We start from the raw sequence: 13,653 nt of genomic DNA, 5'->3' as shown, positions 1-13,653 counted from the left end.
CAGGCTCGGCTACTCAGACGGAACTACAGCGGTCTGCGTCTGATCGCCATGACGACGGTGTCGTCGGCGTGCAGGATGATGTCGTGCATTTCGGTGGCGAGAGCACGGGGGATCGCCGCCGTGGGTTCTCCGGCGTGTCGTGGCGCGATGGCCAGTAGCCGGGTCTCGCCTTCCTGGTGGTTCTTGCGGCTCTCGGTCAAGCCGTCGGTGTAGAGCAGGATCAGGTCGCCCGCGGCGAGGGTTCGGCTGACCAGGCTGCCGTTGCCGGGATCGGGAAATCCGATCCCTCTCCCGACGATGGGAGGCAGCAGGAGTTCGGTGTCGCCGTCAGCGGTGACGAGGACCGGACGGGGATGGCTGCCGTTGGCGATCGTGATGTCGCCGGTCACCGGGTCGAGCCGGGCGAGCAGCACGGTCGCCATCAAGCCGGGCTCGATGGTCGCCAAAGTGCGGGCGGCGCGGGAGATCAGGTCGTGGAGGGGATGGCCTTCCAACGCGAGGGTGCGGATGGCGTGGGTGACGGTCAGCGCGTGCCGGGTCGAGGTGACGCCGTGGCCGACGGCGTCGACGAGGGTGATGTGCAGGTTCCCGTCGGGCAGCACGAACCAGTCGTAGAGGTCGCCGCCGGTCGGGGAGTCCGGTTCGCTGGGCGCGTAGTGCACGGCCAGGTCGAAAGCGTCCACGTGTGGTGGTGGCGGGCGCAGCGCGTCTTCGAGTTCGCGGAAGATCACCGCGTGGGCTTGCCGGAGTTGTTCGTCCCGCTCCTCGAGTTCGACGTACATGGCGAGCACACCGCTGTTGGTTTCGGCGAGTTCGTGTTTGAGCTCGCGCTGCTCCTGGGTGACGGTGTCGGCGCGGGCGATCAAGGCGAGCATTTCCTCGCGGGTGGCCAGTTCCTCTTCGACGGGAACCGTCGCCGCGTCGTGGACGGCGGGGAGGTGCCAGGTCAAGATCGCGCTGTCGCCGGGGTCAGGCAGCAGGGGCAGGGTATTGCGGTGGTCTTGCCCGACCGGGCCGGGCAACCGGAGGGTGACGGCCAGCCTGCCGTTGCCCGCATGGGTCGACAGCTCGGGTGGCCGCTCAGCGTGCTCGGCGAGCAGGGTCACCGCGAGGACCAGTTTGGCGCGGTCGTCGACGGTGACCCCCGCGGCGGCGCAGGCTTCGCGAAGACGTCGGCGTAATCGGTCGGTGGGGGAGTGCGTCATGGTGTGCCTGTTCCGGATCCGACCGCGATCAGGGTGGCGTCGTCGTGGGGGTCGCGGTACCGGTGGGCGAGGTCGGCGGCGAGGAGCGCCGGCACCGGGAGCGGGCCGAGGGGCGCGGCGCCGCGCCAGCCGTTGCCGATTCCGTCGGTGTGCAGGACGACGAGGTGGTGTTCGGGCAGTTCCACGGTCCGGACGTGGGGATCCGGCAGGGTGAAGCCGACGATGCCGGGCATGCCGAGCAGTGGCCGGCTCTGTCCAGGCGTCAGCACCAGGCCGCCGATGTTCCCGACACCGCAGAATTCGAGCAGGCCACCGGAGATCCTGGCCAGTGCGACCGCGGCGCCGCGGGTCCGCCGCAGCGACCGGTGCATGGCGGTGAGGTGGTCGCGGATCGGCCGGCCTGGGTTGCGGCGGAAGAGGTCGATCGCGGTCTCCGCCGCCTCGGCGGCTCCGGGGCCGTGGCCGAGGCCGTCCACGACGGCGATGGTCCGGGCACCGGGCAGGTCGGCGAGCGCCAGGCCGTCACCGCACTGGTCCTCACCTTCGCGCGCCAAGCGGACGTGAGCGACGGCCGCGGTGCTGGTGCCGGTGATCAGTGTTCGTGCCGCCGCGGTGGTGCCCGAGCCTGCCGCCGACCGGATCCGGAACTCCGTGGCCAGTCTGCCGACGGCGCCGAGGCCGGTGCCGAGCGTCGCGGTCGTGCTGTGGCCGTCGATGCGCCAATAGTCCAGATCGGTCATGCCCGGCCCGGAGTCCGCGGCGTAGACGTCCACACCGTCCCCGGCGAGGGAACGGTGGATGAAGACCGTGCCGTCGGTGGCGTGTTTGTCGATGTTGCCTGCCAGTTCGGAGGCGATGACGGCCGCGCGCTCGGCCAATACCTCCGGCAGGCCTGCTTCCGCGGCGACTTCCCGGGCGACGCGCGCCGCCGTGTACACCGCGCTGATGTGGTCGATGCGGATCTGGCGGGTGAGGTCCGCGATGGTGAAGGTCATGGTTTCCAGCGCACGATCGTGACCGTGGTGCCACGGCCGGGAGCGGTGTCGATGGTGAACTCGTCGACGAGGCGCCGGGTGCCGCCGAGGCCGTGCCCGAGGCCGGCGCCGGTGCTGAACCCGTCGGCCATGGCCTGCTCGACGTCGGCGATTCCGGGGCCTTCGTCGCGTACGGTCAGCTTCAGGCCCACCCGGCCCTCTCGTACGACGGTGATCGTCATCGAGCCCCCGCCGCCGTGGATGTAGGCGTTGCGGACCAGTTCACTGGCCGCCGTGACGATTTTCGTCTGATCGACGATGGAGAAGCCCACCGCGACCGCGCAGGCCCGCACGGCGTGGCGGGCGGTGAGGAGGTCTTCCTCGGCGCGGACCGCGTGTTCGCGCGCTGGGATGTCGCGCCCGGAACCGGTGAGTTCGTCAGGAAGCATGAGGCGCCTCTTCGGCGGCCTCGGCGGGGCGGCGCCACCCCAGCAGTTCCATCGCCTGTTCCGCGTTGAGTGCGGTCTGGACGCCGGTGAGCCGCAGGCCGAGCTCTGACAGGGTGATCGCGACAGCCGGGCGCATCCCGGCGACGATCATCCGCGCCCCGAGCAGACGTCCGGTGGCGGCCAGTTGCATCAGCACCCGGGCGACGAAGGAATCGATGATCTCCAGCCGGGAGATGTCGAGGATGACCCCGCGGATCCCCTCATCGGAGATGCGGGTGGTGAGTTCGTCGGTGAACCGCAACGCGGTGGTGTCGTCCAGATCGGCCAGCAGCCCGCTGATCAGGATGTCGCCGAGCCGCAGGATCGGCAGGCCCGCCTCGGCGGTCACCCCGTCACCGCACCGGTGCGGTCACCGAGCAGTTCCAGCGCGGCGGCGAGCGCGTCGGCCAGCGAGCCACGCGTCACGATGTGGGAGAGATCGATACCGAGCTGTGTGACGGTCTGCGCGATCGATGGGCGGACCCCGCTGATCAGGCATTCGGCGCCCATGAGCCGCACCGCGCTGACCGTTTGCAGCAGATGCTGCGCCACCGCGGTGTCCACTGTGGACACGCCGGTGATGTCGATGATCGCCACGCGGGCTTCGTGGGTCTGGATCGCCTCCAGCAGGCTGCTCATCACGACCTGCGTGCGGGCGCTGTCGAGCGTGCCGATCAGGGGGACGGCCAGTACCTGCCGCCACAGTCGCACCACCGGGGTGGACAGCTCCAGCATCTGCTGGTGCTGGCGGCGGATGATCTCCTCGCGCCCTTCGACGTACACCGAGAAGGTGAGCAGGCCGGCGGCGTCCAAGAGCTGGTTGACCAGCAGCGACGTCTGATAGCGCAGCGCCGCGTCCTCGCTCCGGCGTTCGACCGCGGCCATGGTCGTGTTTTTCAGTGCGAGGATCGCCGTGGCCGTGAGAGCCGGTGCGGTACCCGCGCGAGCGCGCCGTTCGGAAAGCCCGCGCAGGGCGGAGCGGACCGCCTGGTCCCGCTCGATGATCTGGCTCAGCGGCATCCCGATGGCGAGCGCGTCACGGAGCGCGCCGAGCAACTCGGTCGCCTCGCGCCGCAGCGCGGTCTCGTCGAGCCGGGCCGACGAGTCGGCCAGCTGCCATCGGACCCACTCGTCGACCAGCTCGTCGTGGTCTTCATCGAAGATCCGCGATAGCAGGTCCCGGACGGCGGAGTCGTCCGTCCTCAGCACTGAGGCCTCCCAGGAGCTTCAGGCCGCTGTCCGGTATCCGGCAACGACTGTTGTCATATGACAATAGTTAGCCTACTGGAGAGAAGCGGATGCGCCATCCCCGGATCTAGTCACCTGCCGCGGCCTCACGGAACTCTCGGAGACCTGCGGCGAGCGCCGCCCTCGTTTCGGGGGTGAGCTTCGCCAGCACGGCCTGCAGGCTTTCCCGCCGCCGAGCCCGTAGATCCCGCAGATACGCGCGGCCACGGTCGCTGAGCCGCAGCGTGATTTCGCGGCGGCTGGCCGAGCTGGGCAGCCGCTCGAGGAACCCGACCGCCTCCAGCCGGTCGCACAGGCGGCTCACCAGCGGCGGAGTGGAGCCGAGGACGTCGGCGAGCGCGCGCAGGTTCAGGCCGTCGTGGTGATCGAGTGCCACGACGGCGCGTACCTGGGACGTCGACAGCGGACGCGGTGACGCCTCGCGAGCCCGCTCGAACATGATCTCGAGCAGCTCGGCCGTCTCGGTCACGGCCGCCGCCACCGTCTCGGTGCCAGGCGGCTCGGAGGACCGATTCACAGCCCCACTCTCGCATCCTTATGCTGAACTGTCAGCTCAGCTCACCGCGGCACGTCCTGCGACCGGTCCGACGGAGCGGTGCGGACGCACCCCCGCGTACTCGATCCGAGGACCGGGTTCTGGCGAGTGGAAGGCAACCCGGTGGACAGATCCTTGGCAGTCGAGCGTGTCCTGCGCGGTGTCCAGCCTCACGCGCTGCTCGACGGGCTGCGCGCGGCGTTGAGCGAACACTTCGGTGCCGGCACCGTCGAACTGCTGATGGCCGACTACAGCCTCACGGAGCTGCGGCGAGTGACCGTCCTGCCGTACACGACCGAGCCGATGCCGGTGGCCGACACCGCGGCGGGTGAGGCCTTCACCAGCCAGTCGGCGACGTTCGAACCCGACGGAGACGGTATCCGCGCCAACCTCCCGGTCACCGTGCGCGGCGACCGGCTCGGCGTCCTGGTCGTCACGCTGCCCGAAGAGCCGGAACCGCCGGTGTGGGCCGAACTCGGCAGGTTCGCCGAGGCACTCGGGCACGAGGTCTTCGTCGCCGACCGGGACACCGATCTGTACGTGCAGGCCCGCCGCTCGTCACGGCTGACGCTCGCCGCGGAGATGCAGTGGCAACTGCTCCCCGGCCGCGCGTGCAGCCGGCCCGAATTCGCGCTGGGTGGCCAGCTGGAACCCGCCTACGCCATCTACGGCGACTGCTTCGACTGGTCGGCCTCCGCCCGCACCTTGGCGGTCACACTGGTCAACGGCATGGGCGAAGGCAGCAGCGCCGCCTTGCTGACCAATCTCGCCGTCAACGCGCTGCGCAACGCCCGCCGCGCCGGGATTCCCCTCGACGCGCAGGCGGAACTCGCCGACCAAGCCATCTACGCGCAGCACCGCGGTCAGGAACATGTGGCCACGCTCCTGCTGGAATTCGACCTCGCGACCGGTGGGATCACCGCGGTCGACGCGGGCTCGCCTCGCCTCTGGCGGCTCCGTGACGGCAAGGCCGAGCGAGTCCACTTCGACGAACAGCTTCCCCTCGGCACCTTCGAAGACACTTCCTACACCGCCGAAACCCTGCAGGCACTGCCAGGCGACCGGTTCGTCTTCGTCAGCGACGGCGTGTACAACGCGGCCGGGCCGCACGGGGAACTTTACGGCGACCGCGAACTGACCCAGGCCATCCTCGCGACCACGGACCTTCCCGCGGCCCACGTTCCGAGCGCCGTCTTGACCGAACTGCACGACCGTCGCGACGGAGGGCTGGCCGCCGACGACGCCATGGTCGTCTGCCTCGACTGGTTCGGCTCGAACCCCAGCGCCGACCGGGAATCCGACATCGCCTCCGCGCTCACCGACGACACGAAGATCTGAAAGGCGGCGAATCACGAGGAGAGGACGTTGCTCACCCGGACGCGCGCGGCGTCGATCATCGCCTGTGAACGCGGGAAGTCGTGCAGTTCGGCGCGCAGAAGGTCCAGCGCGGGCAGCAGGGAACCGGCCGGGACCCGGCGGGCCGACAGGATTTCCGCGGTCCAGGCGAGGAACTCGGTGAACAGTTCTCCGTCACCCACGTAGAGCGAGACCGCCAGGTATTCGACGATGTGAGCGAGGTCTTCCGCGGTGTGCTGCCGCTGGCGGCTCGTGTACTCGCGTATCGCCGGGACACGGTCTTCGAGCCCGGCCAGAACCGCCCTCACCAGCGCGCTCGAAGTGCTGGAAACGAGGGTGTACTCCTGATCGGCCAGATGCGGCAGGTCGTCGAGCGGCTGATGCCCGGCACGGGGGCGGGGCAGCGGGGAGGCCAGCAAATCGGCCGCCGCCCGCGCTTCCGGCGCCCAGGCGTCCGCTCCGAGCAGGCGCGCGTACCGGCCGTCCGGCCCGAAGGCCGCCCCGCCCACGATGACCGGGGTCGCGGCCGCCCGGCAGGCGGTGATCGTCGCGTGCGCGGCGGGCAGGCGAGTGGCCAGCGAAGCCGACAGTGCCACCGCGTCCGGCCCGGTGCGGTGCAGATGCGCGACCAGACGCGGCGCGGGCACCTGGGCGCCGAGATAGTCGACCCGGAAGCCGCGGACCTTCAGCACTTCGGCCAGCAGACGTGCGGGCATGGCGTGCCATTCGCCGTCGACGCACGCCACCGCGATGCGGCCCCGGTGCTCCCGCGGCTTGGGGAGCACGGAGCCGATGCCTGCGAGCACCCGGTCGTTGATCGCGGTCGCGGCGTGTTCCTGCGCCACGGTGAGCCGGTTCGCCGCCCATTCGTGGCCGACCTTGCGTTGGACCGCGCCGACCATGTCCAGCAGCACGGTCTCCGCGTCGAGCCCCGCGCCGAGCGCCTGGACCACGGCCTCCCCTGCCGCGTACTCGTCGCCGGCGGTCACCGCCTGCCACAGTCGTTCGAAGTACTCGGCCGTCACGGGGTCGCGGGCCTCAGCGGGGCAGGCGGCGCGGTGATCACCAGCACCGCCATGTCGTCGTGCGACCGGCGGCCGATCCACTGCGCGGCCAGCATGTGCACACGTTCGGCGACCGCTTCCGCCGTCACCCCCGCGCATTCGGCCAAGGCCGCGATCAGCCGGTCCTCACCGAACATCTCGTCGCCCAGCGGGCCACCCCGGGCCTCCACGATGCCGTCCGTGTAGAGCAGGCAGCTTTCGCCGGGTGCGAGCAGGATCTCCGCGGACCTCGTCCGGATCGAGGGAAGCACGCCGATCAGGCTGCCGCCGGTGTCCACCTCTTCGACGGCACCGTCCGAGCGGACGACCAGTGGCGGCGGGTGTCCCGCGCAGGTGAGACGCACCGACACCCCGTCGCCCTCCCGTCGGGAGGAGGCAAGAGCGAGCGTGGCGAACCGGCTGCCGTCCTGGCTCAGCAGTGAGGCGTTCAGCAGGCTCAGCAGCCGATGGTGGTCTTCGGCGATCGGGAGCAACGCGCGCAGGGTCGTCCGGATCTTCCCGGTCAGGACGGCCGCGTCGAGGCCCTTGCCGCAGACGTCGCCGAGGACGGCCAGCGACTCCCTGCCGCCGGTGTCGACAGCGGAATGAACGTCGTAGAAGTCGCCACCGATGCGATCCTCGTCCTGGGCCGGCCGGTAGCGCCCGGCGAATTCGACGCCGCCGAGCTGCTCCAGCCGCGGCGGAAGCAGTTCGCGCATGAGCGTTTCGGTCGTCGACGCCTGGTGGGCGAACATCCGGGCCGCCGAGATCGCGGCCCCCGCGCGGGCCGCGAACAGCCGGGCGAAGACCTCTTCCTGCTCGGTGAACGCCGCCTGGTCACCGGTGCGCAGCAGGATCAGGGCCCCGGCGGGCACACCGTGTCCCGGCAAGGGTGTGACGACGATCGACGTGGCCGGGCCGAAGCCGGCCGGCAGCACCCACGACGGCGCGGCGCCGGGGTCGAGCCAGCGCGAAGGCACCGGCGGGAAGCCGCGCAGTGCCTCGTCCAGACCCGGCAGTTCCGCGGGTTCGATGGTCAGCCTGCTCAGCGACACCGCCTGACCGCGGACGCACGCCGCCGCCGGATGAGCACCCTGGACCGGCGGGGCCAGCACCACCGCGGCCCCGGCGAGGTGTTCGGCGGCCAGCCGCGCGGCCACCTCGATGCAGCGTTCGACGTTGAGCGAGCTCAGCAACGCCGCCGAGGCGTCGGTGAGGAACGCGACGCGCTGCCGTTCCTGTCGCAGCAGGTCACGAGCGGCTTCGGCCTCGGTCTCGTCGGTGAGCCACCAGGTGACGACACCGTCGTGCGGTACCCGCGACGCGGTCCAGCTACGGCCTCCAGTCTCACCTCGAACGAGCCCGTCGGCGTCCGAAAGCCAGGACGGCACACCGTGCCGGAAAGGGAGCCCTTGCCTCGCCTCGGGAAACAGCGCGCGGGCGGCGTCGTTGAGGTCACGGACGTTCCCGTCGCCGTCGACGACGAGGGCTGGGGAAGGAGCGGTGTCCCAGCTCCGTCCGGCGGGGGCGGCGATCACCGGTTCGGTCATCGGCAGGCCCGGAGGCCCGGCTTCGCCGGACGGGGGTGGGTCCGCGCGACGTCAATCGTCATCGTTACTCCTGCTCAGGGGTGGTGCCAGAAGGGCTGGCGCCTCAACCCCTGACCCGAACCTACCAGTGCTTCAGGGAACGGGCCGATCAGTGGGACGTGACGGTGCCGATACGTGGACGAGGGTGTCCTATGTGGACACTTTCACGTCGGACCCGGAGCGTCGGCTGGTGCCGTGACGCGGGCGTCGTCGAGGATGAGCGGCCGCCACTCGGCGGCGCCACCGCGGCCGTGCCCAGGGTCGACGCCGGTGAACACCCGCCCTCCGACCCGTACGTGAACGTGGCGGTCGTGCCAGGCGACCGTCGCGCGGTGCCGGACGCGCCCCGTGCACCGCCAGGTTCGCTCGGCGAACCGGACGACCGTGGAGTGCCCGTGGATCTGGCCGAACGGTACGACGCCGCGGTACCCCATCCAGGGTTCGTGCAGCGCCGCGCCGGATTCGGCCCACAAAGGTCCCGCCGTGCCGTCGCGGCCGTGTGCGCCCTTCTCCCAGATCAAGTCCGGGCGGCCCTCGAGAATCTCCGCGGCTTCGGTCGCCGACATCGGCTCGTTCAGCCGTTGCCAGGAGGCGAGAGTCAAACCCGCGTGCGTGACCAGGAGTTCCTCGCCCTCGGCGGTGCGCACCGCTTCGGCCACCCGCAACCGCCCTTCGGCCCACCACTGCCGCAGCCGGGCCACGCCGTCGGCCGCGAGGGGCTCGCGCCAGAAGACGTCACCGCCGGGCAGGTACTGCGCCTCGTGGTTCCCGGCGAGCTGGATCCATCGCCCGTCGTCCAGCAGGTTCGCCACGATGTCGAGCACTCCCGTGCTGTCCGGGCCGCGGTCGACCAGATCTCCGACCTGGATCACGGTCAGATCCGGCGGAAGCCGTTCTCCGGTGGCGCCGAGCCAGGCCAGAGCTCGGCGGAGCTGATCCGGATGCCCGCCGACATCGCCGATGATGGCGACTCTTCCCATGTGCGCTCCCCAGGCCGTCCGTCAGGATCCAGGCTACGGAACTTCGGGGCGAGCTGTGACGCTCGTCGGGCAGGGGCCCGGCAAGGTCGCATAAGCGCTGGTCGGTGCCACTCTTGATGATTCGGATTGTGCCCCCGGGCGAGGGTTGCCGCCAGAGGGCTTGAGCGAACTTTGTCCACAAAGGACACCAGTTGCCAGCTGGATGTCCGTTTGATGCACATATGCACGGTTTTCAGTCATGGTCGTGAGTGGTAATGCGGGTTCTAACGCTCATTGCCACTCACGACCCGAAAGCGTCTCTTGTGGACACTCGGGAAGATGACAGGCCGATGCAAGGAGCCTCCGTCAGTCGGCTTGCTCCAGCGCGGTGAGGCCTTTCGTAGTGATCACCGCCTCCATGCCACGTGAACCGCATCGTTCCCGTGTGATCAGGCCTCACTTGCCGATCCGGGTGAGCTGGTGGTGCATGCGGTTCTTCTCCCCGGCGGCCAGCCGGCTGAGCTCGTATACGCGTATCCGCCCGCGATCACCTCTTCGCGGCGATGAACCTCGAACAGGACCTGTTCGCCTGGAGCTGAGAAGCGGACCCCGAGGCATACCTGTCGTTCTCTCCTCGATGTGGTGGGCGGCACGCGGCGACCTCGGTTCATGACGGTCGTCCCCCGAACTGCCAGTCGTGGACCTCGATGTCGGCGTACCGGTGCGGGGTCAGGACGGCGCGTGCCGTGTCCGGGTCCGGTGCCCGGACCAACGCGGCCGTGCCCAACCATCTTGTGTCGTCGTCGGAGATCAGCGGCCCATACGCGATCAGGTCGTCCCGATCGGGCGGCATGGCGAGGTCGGCCGCCTGTCCCGCGCCGAGGCCCAGCACCAGGTACCGGTCGCCACCGGTGCGGCCGCCGGGGAAATCCCACATGGTGCGCCCCAGCGTGTTGCGCCACCGGCGCAGCAGCACGTCTCGGTAGACGCCGGCCTGGTAGTTGGGCTCGTCGAAGGCGAACGCGCGGGCTGCGCCGGGATCCGGCAGGTCGAGGATGTGCACGCTGCCGGTGGGAGCGTCACCGGCGAGGGTGGGCCCGCGGGCGATCATCTCCGTCGCGTACCGATCCATGTAGGACCAGTGCTCTTCCAACAGCTCTTCGCGCAGCGCCATGGAGCCGGGCCGATCGCGGTGGTAGCAGAAGAACTCCATGCCCACAGTTTCCACCCACCCTGCACCGCCTGGCCCGGTAGTGTGCCGGTACTCGCTGAAGACTCTTGGGGAACACGATGAGCATGGATGACGCCGCCCGTGTGGCCTCCTCGGTCGACAGGGTCTCGGTGGGGCGGGTGTACGACTATCTGCTCGGCGGCACGCACAACTACGCGGTCGATCAGGCCTTCGCCGAACAGCAGCTCGCGGTGCTGCCGGAGATCCGGGATTTCGCCCGCGCGAACCGGGCCTTCCTGGGCCGTGCCGTCCGTTTCATGGTCGGGCAAGGGATCCGCCAGTTCGTGGACATCGGCTCCGGGCTGCCGACACAGGGCAACGTGCACGAGGTCGCCGACGAGGTGGCACCGGGCGAATGCCGGGTGGTCTACATCGACAACGAACCGATCGCCCGAGCGCATGCGCAGATCCTGCTCGAGCAGACCGCGGACCCGAACCGGCACGCGGCGCTGGACGCCGATTTCTTCGACCGGCGTCTGCTGTGGGACCGCGTGCTCGACACGGGCCTGATCGACCGGACCGAGCCGATCGGGCTGCTGCTGGTCGCCTTGCTGCATTTCATGCCCGACGAGCAGGATCCGCACGCCGCGCTCGGTTTCCATCGCACGATGCTGCCGCCGGGCAGTTTCCTGGCGGTCTCGCATATTCATGTCGCGCCGGAGGATGTCGAGACGCGGAGCGCCGGTGAGAAAGTGGCGCGGGAGTACGGGCGCCGGACCAATCACGCCGCGATCATGCGCTCGCGTGAGCAGATCGCCGAGTTCTTCGGAGACCTGGAATTGGTCGAGCCCGGCCTGGTGTGGCTGCCGCAATGGCACCCCGACACCCCGGGCGCCGGTAAGGACGCCGCCCGGTCGCGCGGCCTCGCCGGGGTGGCACGCACCCGCTGACCCCGTTTACCGGCAAGGAGTCACCCGGGCAACCGACGATCGTCGCGTCGCCGACAAGGCCGGAACCGTTACAGGCAACCGGGTGAATCTTCGTTGTTTCCGGTTTTTCCGGGCGCGGCGATGATCGAAAACCACCGTTATGGACTCGCTTCGCCAGGTTGCACGATACGGTGCACGTGCGAATGGTCGTGCTCCTCACATGGTGGGAATCCCATTCGGCAAGATCACCTTCTTGTTTTCGCTGTTGGCGGTGTCGTCGGCGCGGGAGAAATGATCTTCGAGGACGCTTAATCGCATTTTCGCGTTTGAACGGATGGCTCGCGGGGAACCAGCAGGCGCCGTCTCGGGTGTTTCATATGCGGAAAAGGCGGCTGAGCTGGAAAAAGCGACGAGAGGAGGACGCCTGCGATTGTCCCGCCGGGGGCCAAGCTCGGCGGTCGGAACAGCGGAATCCATTTCTTGTTAACGCATCCTTCGACGGGTGGATGTGTTGGCCCGTCCATGCCTTCTTCCGGTGTGCCGCCGGAGGTAATTCCAAGATGTGCGGCGGATTGACACCGGTTCAATAAAATGAATGACCGGTATCGCCACCCTGTGTAGCGCCGGGCGCTTTTCGGTCGAATCGTTATTCCCACCATCGGCGGTACAGACGATCTCACGGTCCGGGCAGCGTGATGTTCCGGCCCGATGCGGACTCCCGGTTCCACGGGTGGGGGAACAAGGAATGTGACGCGGTACGGAACGCGGCAATCAAATCGCGGTTTTCTGGTGGCAGGGGAGGAATAGGTCATGCGGTCTGCGGCGGAACAGTACGGCCACACTGGACGGAATCCGGTGCCGAAGCGACGGCTTCAAGAGATACTGGCCGGCTTGGCGGGCAGGCACGGCGTTCCTGGAGCACAGCTCGCGGTACTCGACGACGGCGTGACGACAGTGGTCCAGACCGGTGTCGAGCACCAGGACAGAAGAAGACCGATGAGCCCGTCGTCCGCCGTACCGATCGGATCGGTCACGAAAGTGGCCACCGCCACGGTCGTGATGGCGCTGATCGCGGACGACGATCTCGAACTGGACCAGCCGGTCGGCGAGATACTGGGCGATCCCGGTCTCGCGGAGGGAGTGACACCACGACATCTGCTGAGCCACACCAGCGGCCTGCCCTCCGATCCGGCCGACGTCACCGGGGCGTGCCTGCGTGAGATCCGCGCGGCGGTTTCCGTCTGCCCGCCCGGCACCGCGTTCTCGTATTCGAATCTGGGCTACGCCTTGGCGGGCTCGCTGATCGAAGCGGTCACCGGGATGACCTGGCGTGAAGCCGTCGAGGCGATACTCCTGCGACCACTGAAGATCGAGCCCGCCTACGCCGAAAGTCCGAGAACCGTTCCCGGGCACGGACGCGCCACGGGCCCGGCCGGTGCCCGTCCGGTCGAGCAGGCCCTGCCGCCGATGCTCGAACCCGCCGGTGCGCTGGCGTTGAGCGCCGCGGACCTGGTCGAACTCGGCCGAGTCCACTTGGGAAAGCCGGGATTGCTCGACGTCGTGACCGCCGCGGACATGCACAGCCGGGTGCCCGATGCCGAGCCGTACGGTCTGGCCGACGGCTGGGGCCTCGGAATCGCGCACTACGAGGACGACGACGAAGTCTGGCTCGGCCACGACGGCACCGCCGACGGCACCTCCTGCCAGTTGCGGATCGATCAGGCGGGTGCCTGCGTCGTGGCGTTCACCGCGAACGGTGCCGCGGGCACGGACATGTGGCACGACCTCGTCGCCGAGCTCCGCGCGCTCGGCATCGCGCTTCCGCGGCGGCGGCCGCCCGCACCGGCCGGCCCGGTCCCGATCGCGGCCGGCGACTTCGGCACCTATCGCAACGGTGCCCTCGACTACACGATCCGCCCCGGCGAACACGGCGGAGCCGAACTGGTCGCCGACGGCGAGGTCTTCCCCGAACTCACCCTCCACGACGACGCCTCGTTCACGGTGCTCGACCCCGTCTCCGGGCGCCCGACACCGTGCGGCCGGCTGCGCGGAACGCCCGGTGAGGCGACCGCGATCGAAATCGGCGGCCGTCTCGCGCGGCGTCACTGAGCCGTCTTCTCCCTCCCCGTCCCCCTGGCCCACCTCGGTGGGTTCGC

13 protein-coding genes are annotated in these 13,653 nt (G+C 69.5%); 3 read left to right on the top strand and 10 right to left on the bottom strand.

All coding sequences use genetic code 11. From position 1 onward, the window contains the following. Positions 1-23: 23 nt before the first annotated feature. From AORI_RS64435 to AORI_RS64410, 6 genes are all read right to left on the bottom strand, one after another. Entirely contained in the window at positions 24-1,205 is a 1,182-nt protein-coding gene (locus AORI_RS64435; RefSeq protein WP_016335023.1) for a PP2C family protein-serine/threonine phosphatase, read from the bottom strand. Further along, a complete protein-coding gene (locus tag AORI_RS64430) occupies positions 1,202-2,200 on the bottom strand; it encodes an ATP-binding protein (protein ID WP_016335022.1) in 999 nt (332 codons plus the stop codon). The genes AORI_RS64435 and AORI_RS64430 overlap by 4 nt, the downstream gene beginning before the upstream one ends. Then, positions 2,197-2,628, bottom strand: coding sequence for an anti-sigma regulatory factor (locus AORI_RS64425; protein WP_016335021.1), 432 nt, complete (start codon positions 2,626-2,628; stop codon positions 2,197-2,199). Before AORI_RS64425 ends, AORI_RS64430 begins: the two co-directional genes overlap by 4 nt. Continuing rightward, on the bottom strand, positions 2,618-3,016 hold the full coding sequence (locus AORI_RS64420; RefSeq protein ID WP_016335020.1) for an STAS domain-containing protein: 399 nt from the start codon (positions 3,014-3,016) through the stop codon (positions 2,618-2,620). The genes AORI_RS64425 and AORI_RS64420 overlap by 11 nt, the downstream gene beginning before the upstream one ends. Further along, entirely contained in the window at positions 3,013-3,876 is an 864-nt protein-coding gene (locus AORI_RS64415) for an STAS domain-containing protein (RefSeq protein WP_016335019.1), read from the bottom strand. The genes AORI_RS64420 and AORI_RS64415 overlap by 4 nt, the downstream gene beginning before the upstream one ends. Before the next feature lie 106 nt (positions 3,877-3,982). Then, positions 3,983-4,432: a MarR family winged helix-turn-helix transcriptional regulator gene (locus AORI_RS64410; RefSeq protein ID WP_016335018.1), complete on the bottom strand. Its 450-nt coding sequence runs from the start codon at positions 4,430-4,432 to the stop codon at positions 3,983-3,985. Between the two features lie 141 nt (positions 4,433-4,573). Here AORI_RS64410 and AORI_RS64405 point away from each other — a divergent pair, with 141 nt between their 5' ends. After that, positions 4,574-5,788 (top strand): PP2C family protein-serine/threonine phosphatase, encoded by a 1,215-nt coding sequence (locus tag AORI_RS64405; RefSeq protein WP_043848934.1) that lies wholly within the window; start codon positions 4,574-4,576, stop codon positions 5,786-5,788. An 11-nt stretch (positions 5,789-5,799) separates the two neighbouring features. Here the strand turns inward: AORI_RS64405 and AORI_RS64400 are convergent, their stop codons facing one another. From AORI_RS64400 to AORI_RS64385, 4 genes are all read right to left on the bottom strand, one after another. Continuing rightward, complete coding sequence (locus tag AORI_RS64400; RefSeq protein ID WP_016335016.1) at positions 5,800-6,831, bottom strand: cobalamin B12-binding domain-containing protein; 1,032 nt, start codon at positions 6,829-6,831, stop codon at positions 5,800-5,802. Next, positions 6,828-8,399 carry a PP2C family protein-serine/threonine phosphatase gene (locus tag AORI_RS64395; protein WP_016335015.1) on the bottom strand — a complete coding sequence of 524 codons (1,572 nt, stop codon included), beginning with the start codon at positions 8,397-8,399 and terminating at the stop codon, positions 6,828-6,830. The genes AORI_RS64400 and AORI_RS64395 overlap by 4 nt, the downstream gene beginning before the upstream one ends. A 203-nt stretch (positions 8,400-8,602) precedes the next feature. After that, positions 8,603-9,418, bottom strand: a complete 816-nt coding sequence (locus AORI_RS64390; protein WP_016335014.1) for a metallophosphoesterase — start codon at positions 9,416-9,418, stop codon at positions 8,603-8,605. Between the two features lie 646 nt (positions 9,419-10,064). Beyond that, positions 10,065-10,610 carry a YciI family protein gene (locus tag AORI_RS64385; RefSeq protein ID WP_016335013.1) on the bottom strand — a complete coding sequence of 182 codons (546 nt, stop codon included), beginning with the start codon at positions 10,608-10,610 and terminating at the stop codon, positions 10,065-10,067. Positions 10,611-10,693: 83 nt separating this feature from the next. On the opposite strand from AORI_RS64385, the gene AORI_RS64380 reads away from it, so the two are divergent. Together AORI_RS64380 and AORI_RS64375 are read left to right on the top strand one after the other, a co-directional pair. Next, positions 10,694-11,518 carry an SAM-dependent methyltransferase gene (locus AORI_RS64380; protein WP_016335012.1) on the top strand — a complete coding sequence of 275 codons (825 nt, stop codon included), beginning with the start codon at positions 10,694-10,696 and terminating at the stop codon, positions 11,516-11,518. Positions 11,519-12,307: 789 nt separating this feature from the next. After that, a complete protein-coding gene (locus AORI_RS64375; protein WP_046199819.1) occupies positions 12,308-13,606 on the top strand; it encodes a serine hydrolase domain-containing protein in 1,299 nt (432 codons plus the stop codon). Positions 13,607-13,653 lie beyond the last annotated feature (47 nt).

Origin of the sequence: Amycolatopsis keratiniphila (assembly GCF_000400635.2) — a bacterium.
Taxonomy (GTDB): domain Bacteria; phylum Actinomycetota; class Actinomycetes; order Mycobacteriales; family Pseudonocardiaceae; genus Amycolatopsis; species Amycolatopsis keratiniphila.
This window is presented reverse-complemented; position numbering and strand designations above follow the sequence as displayed.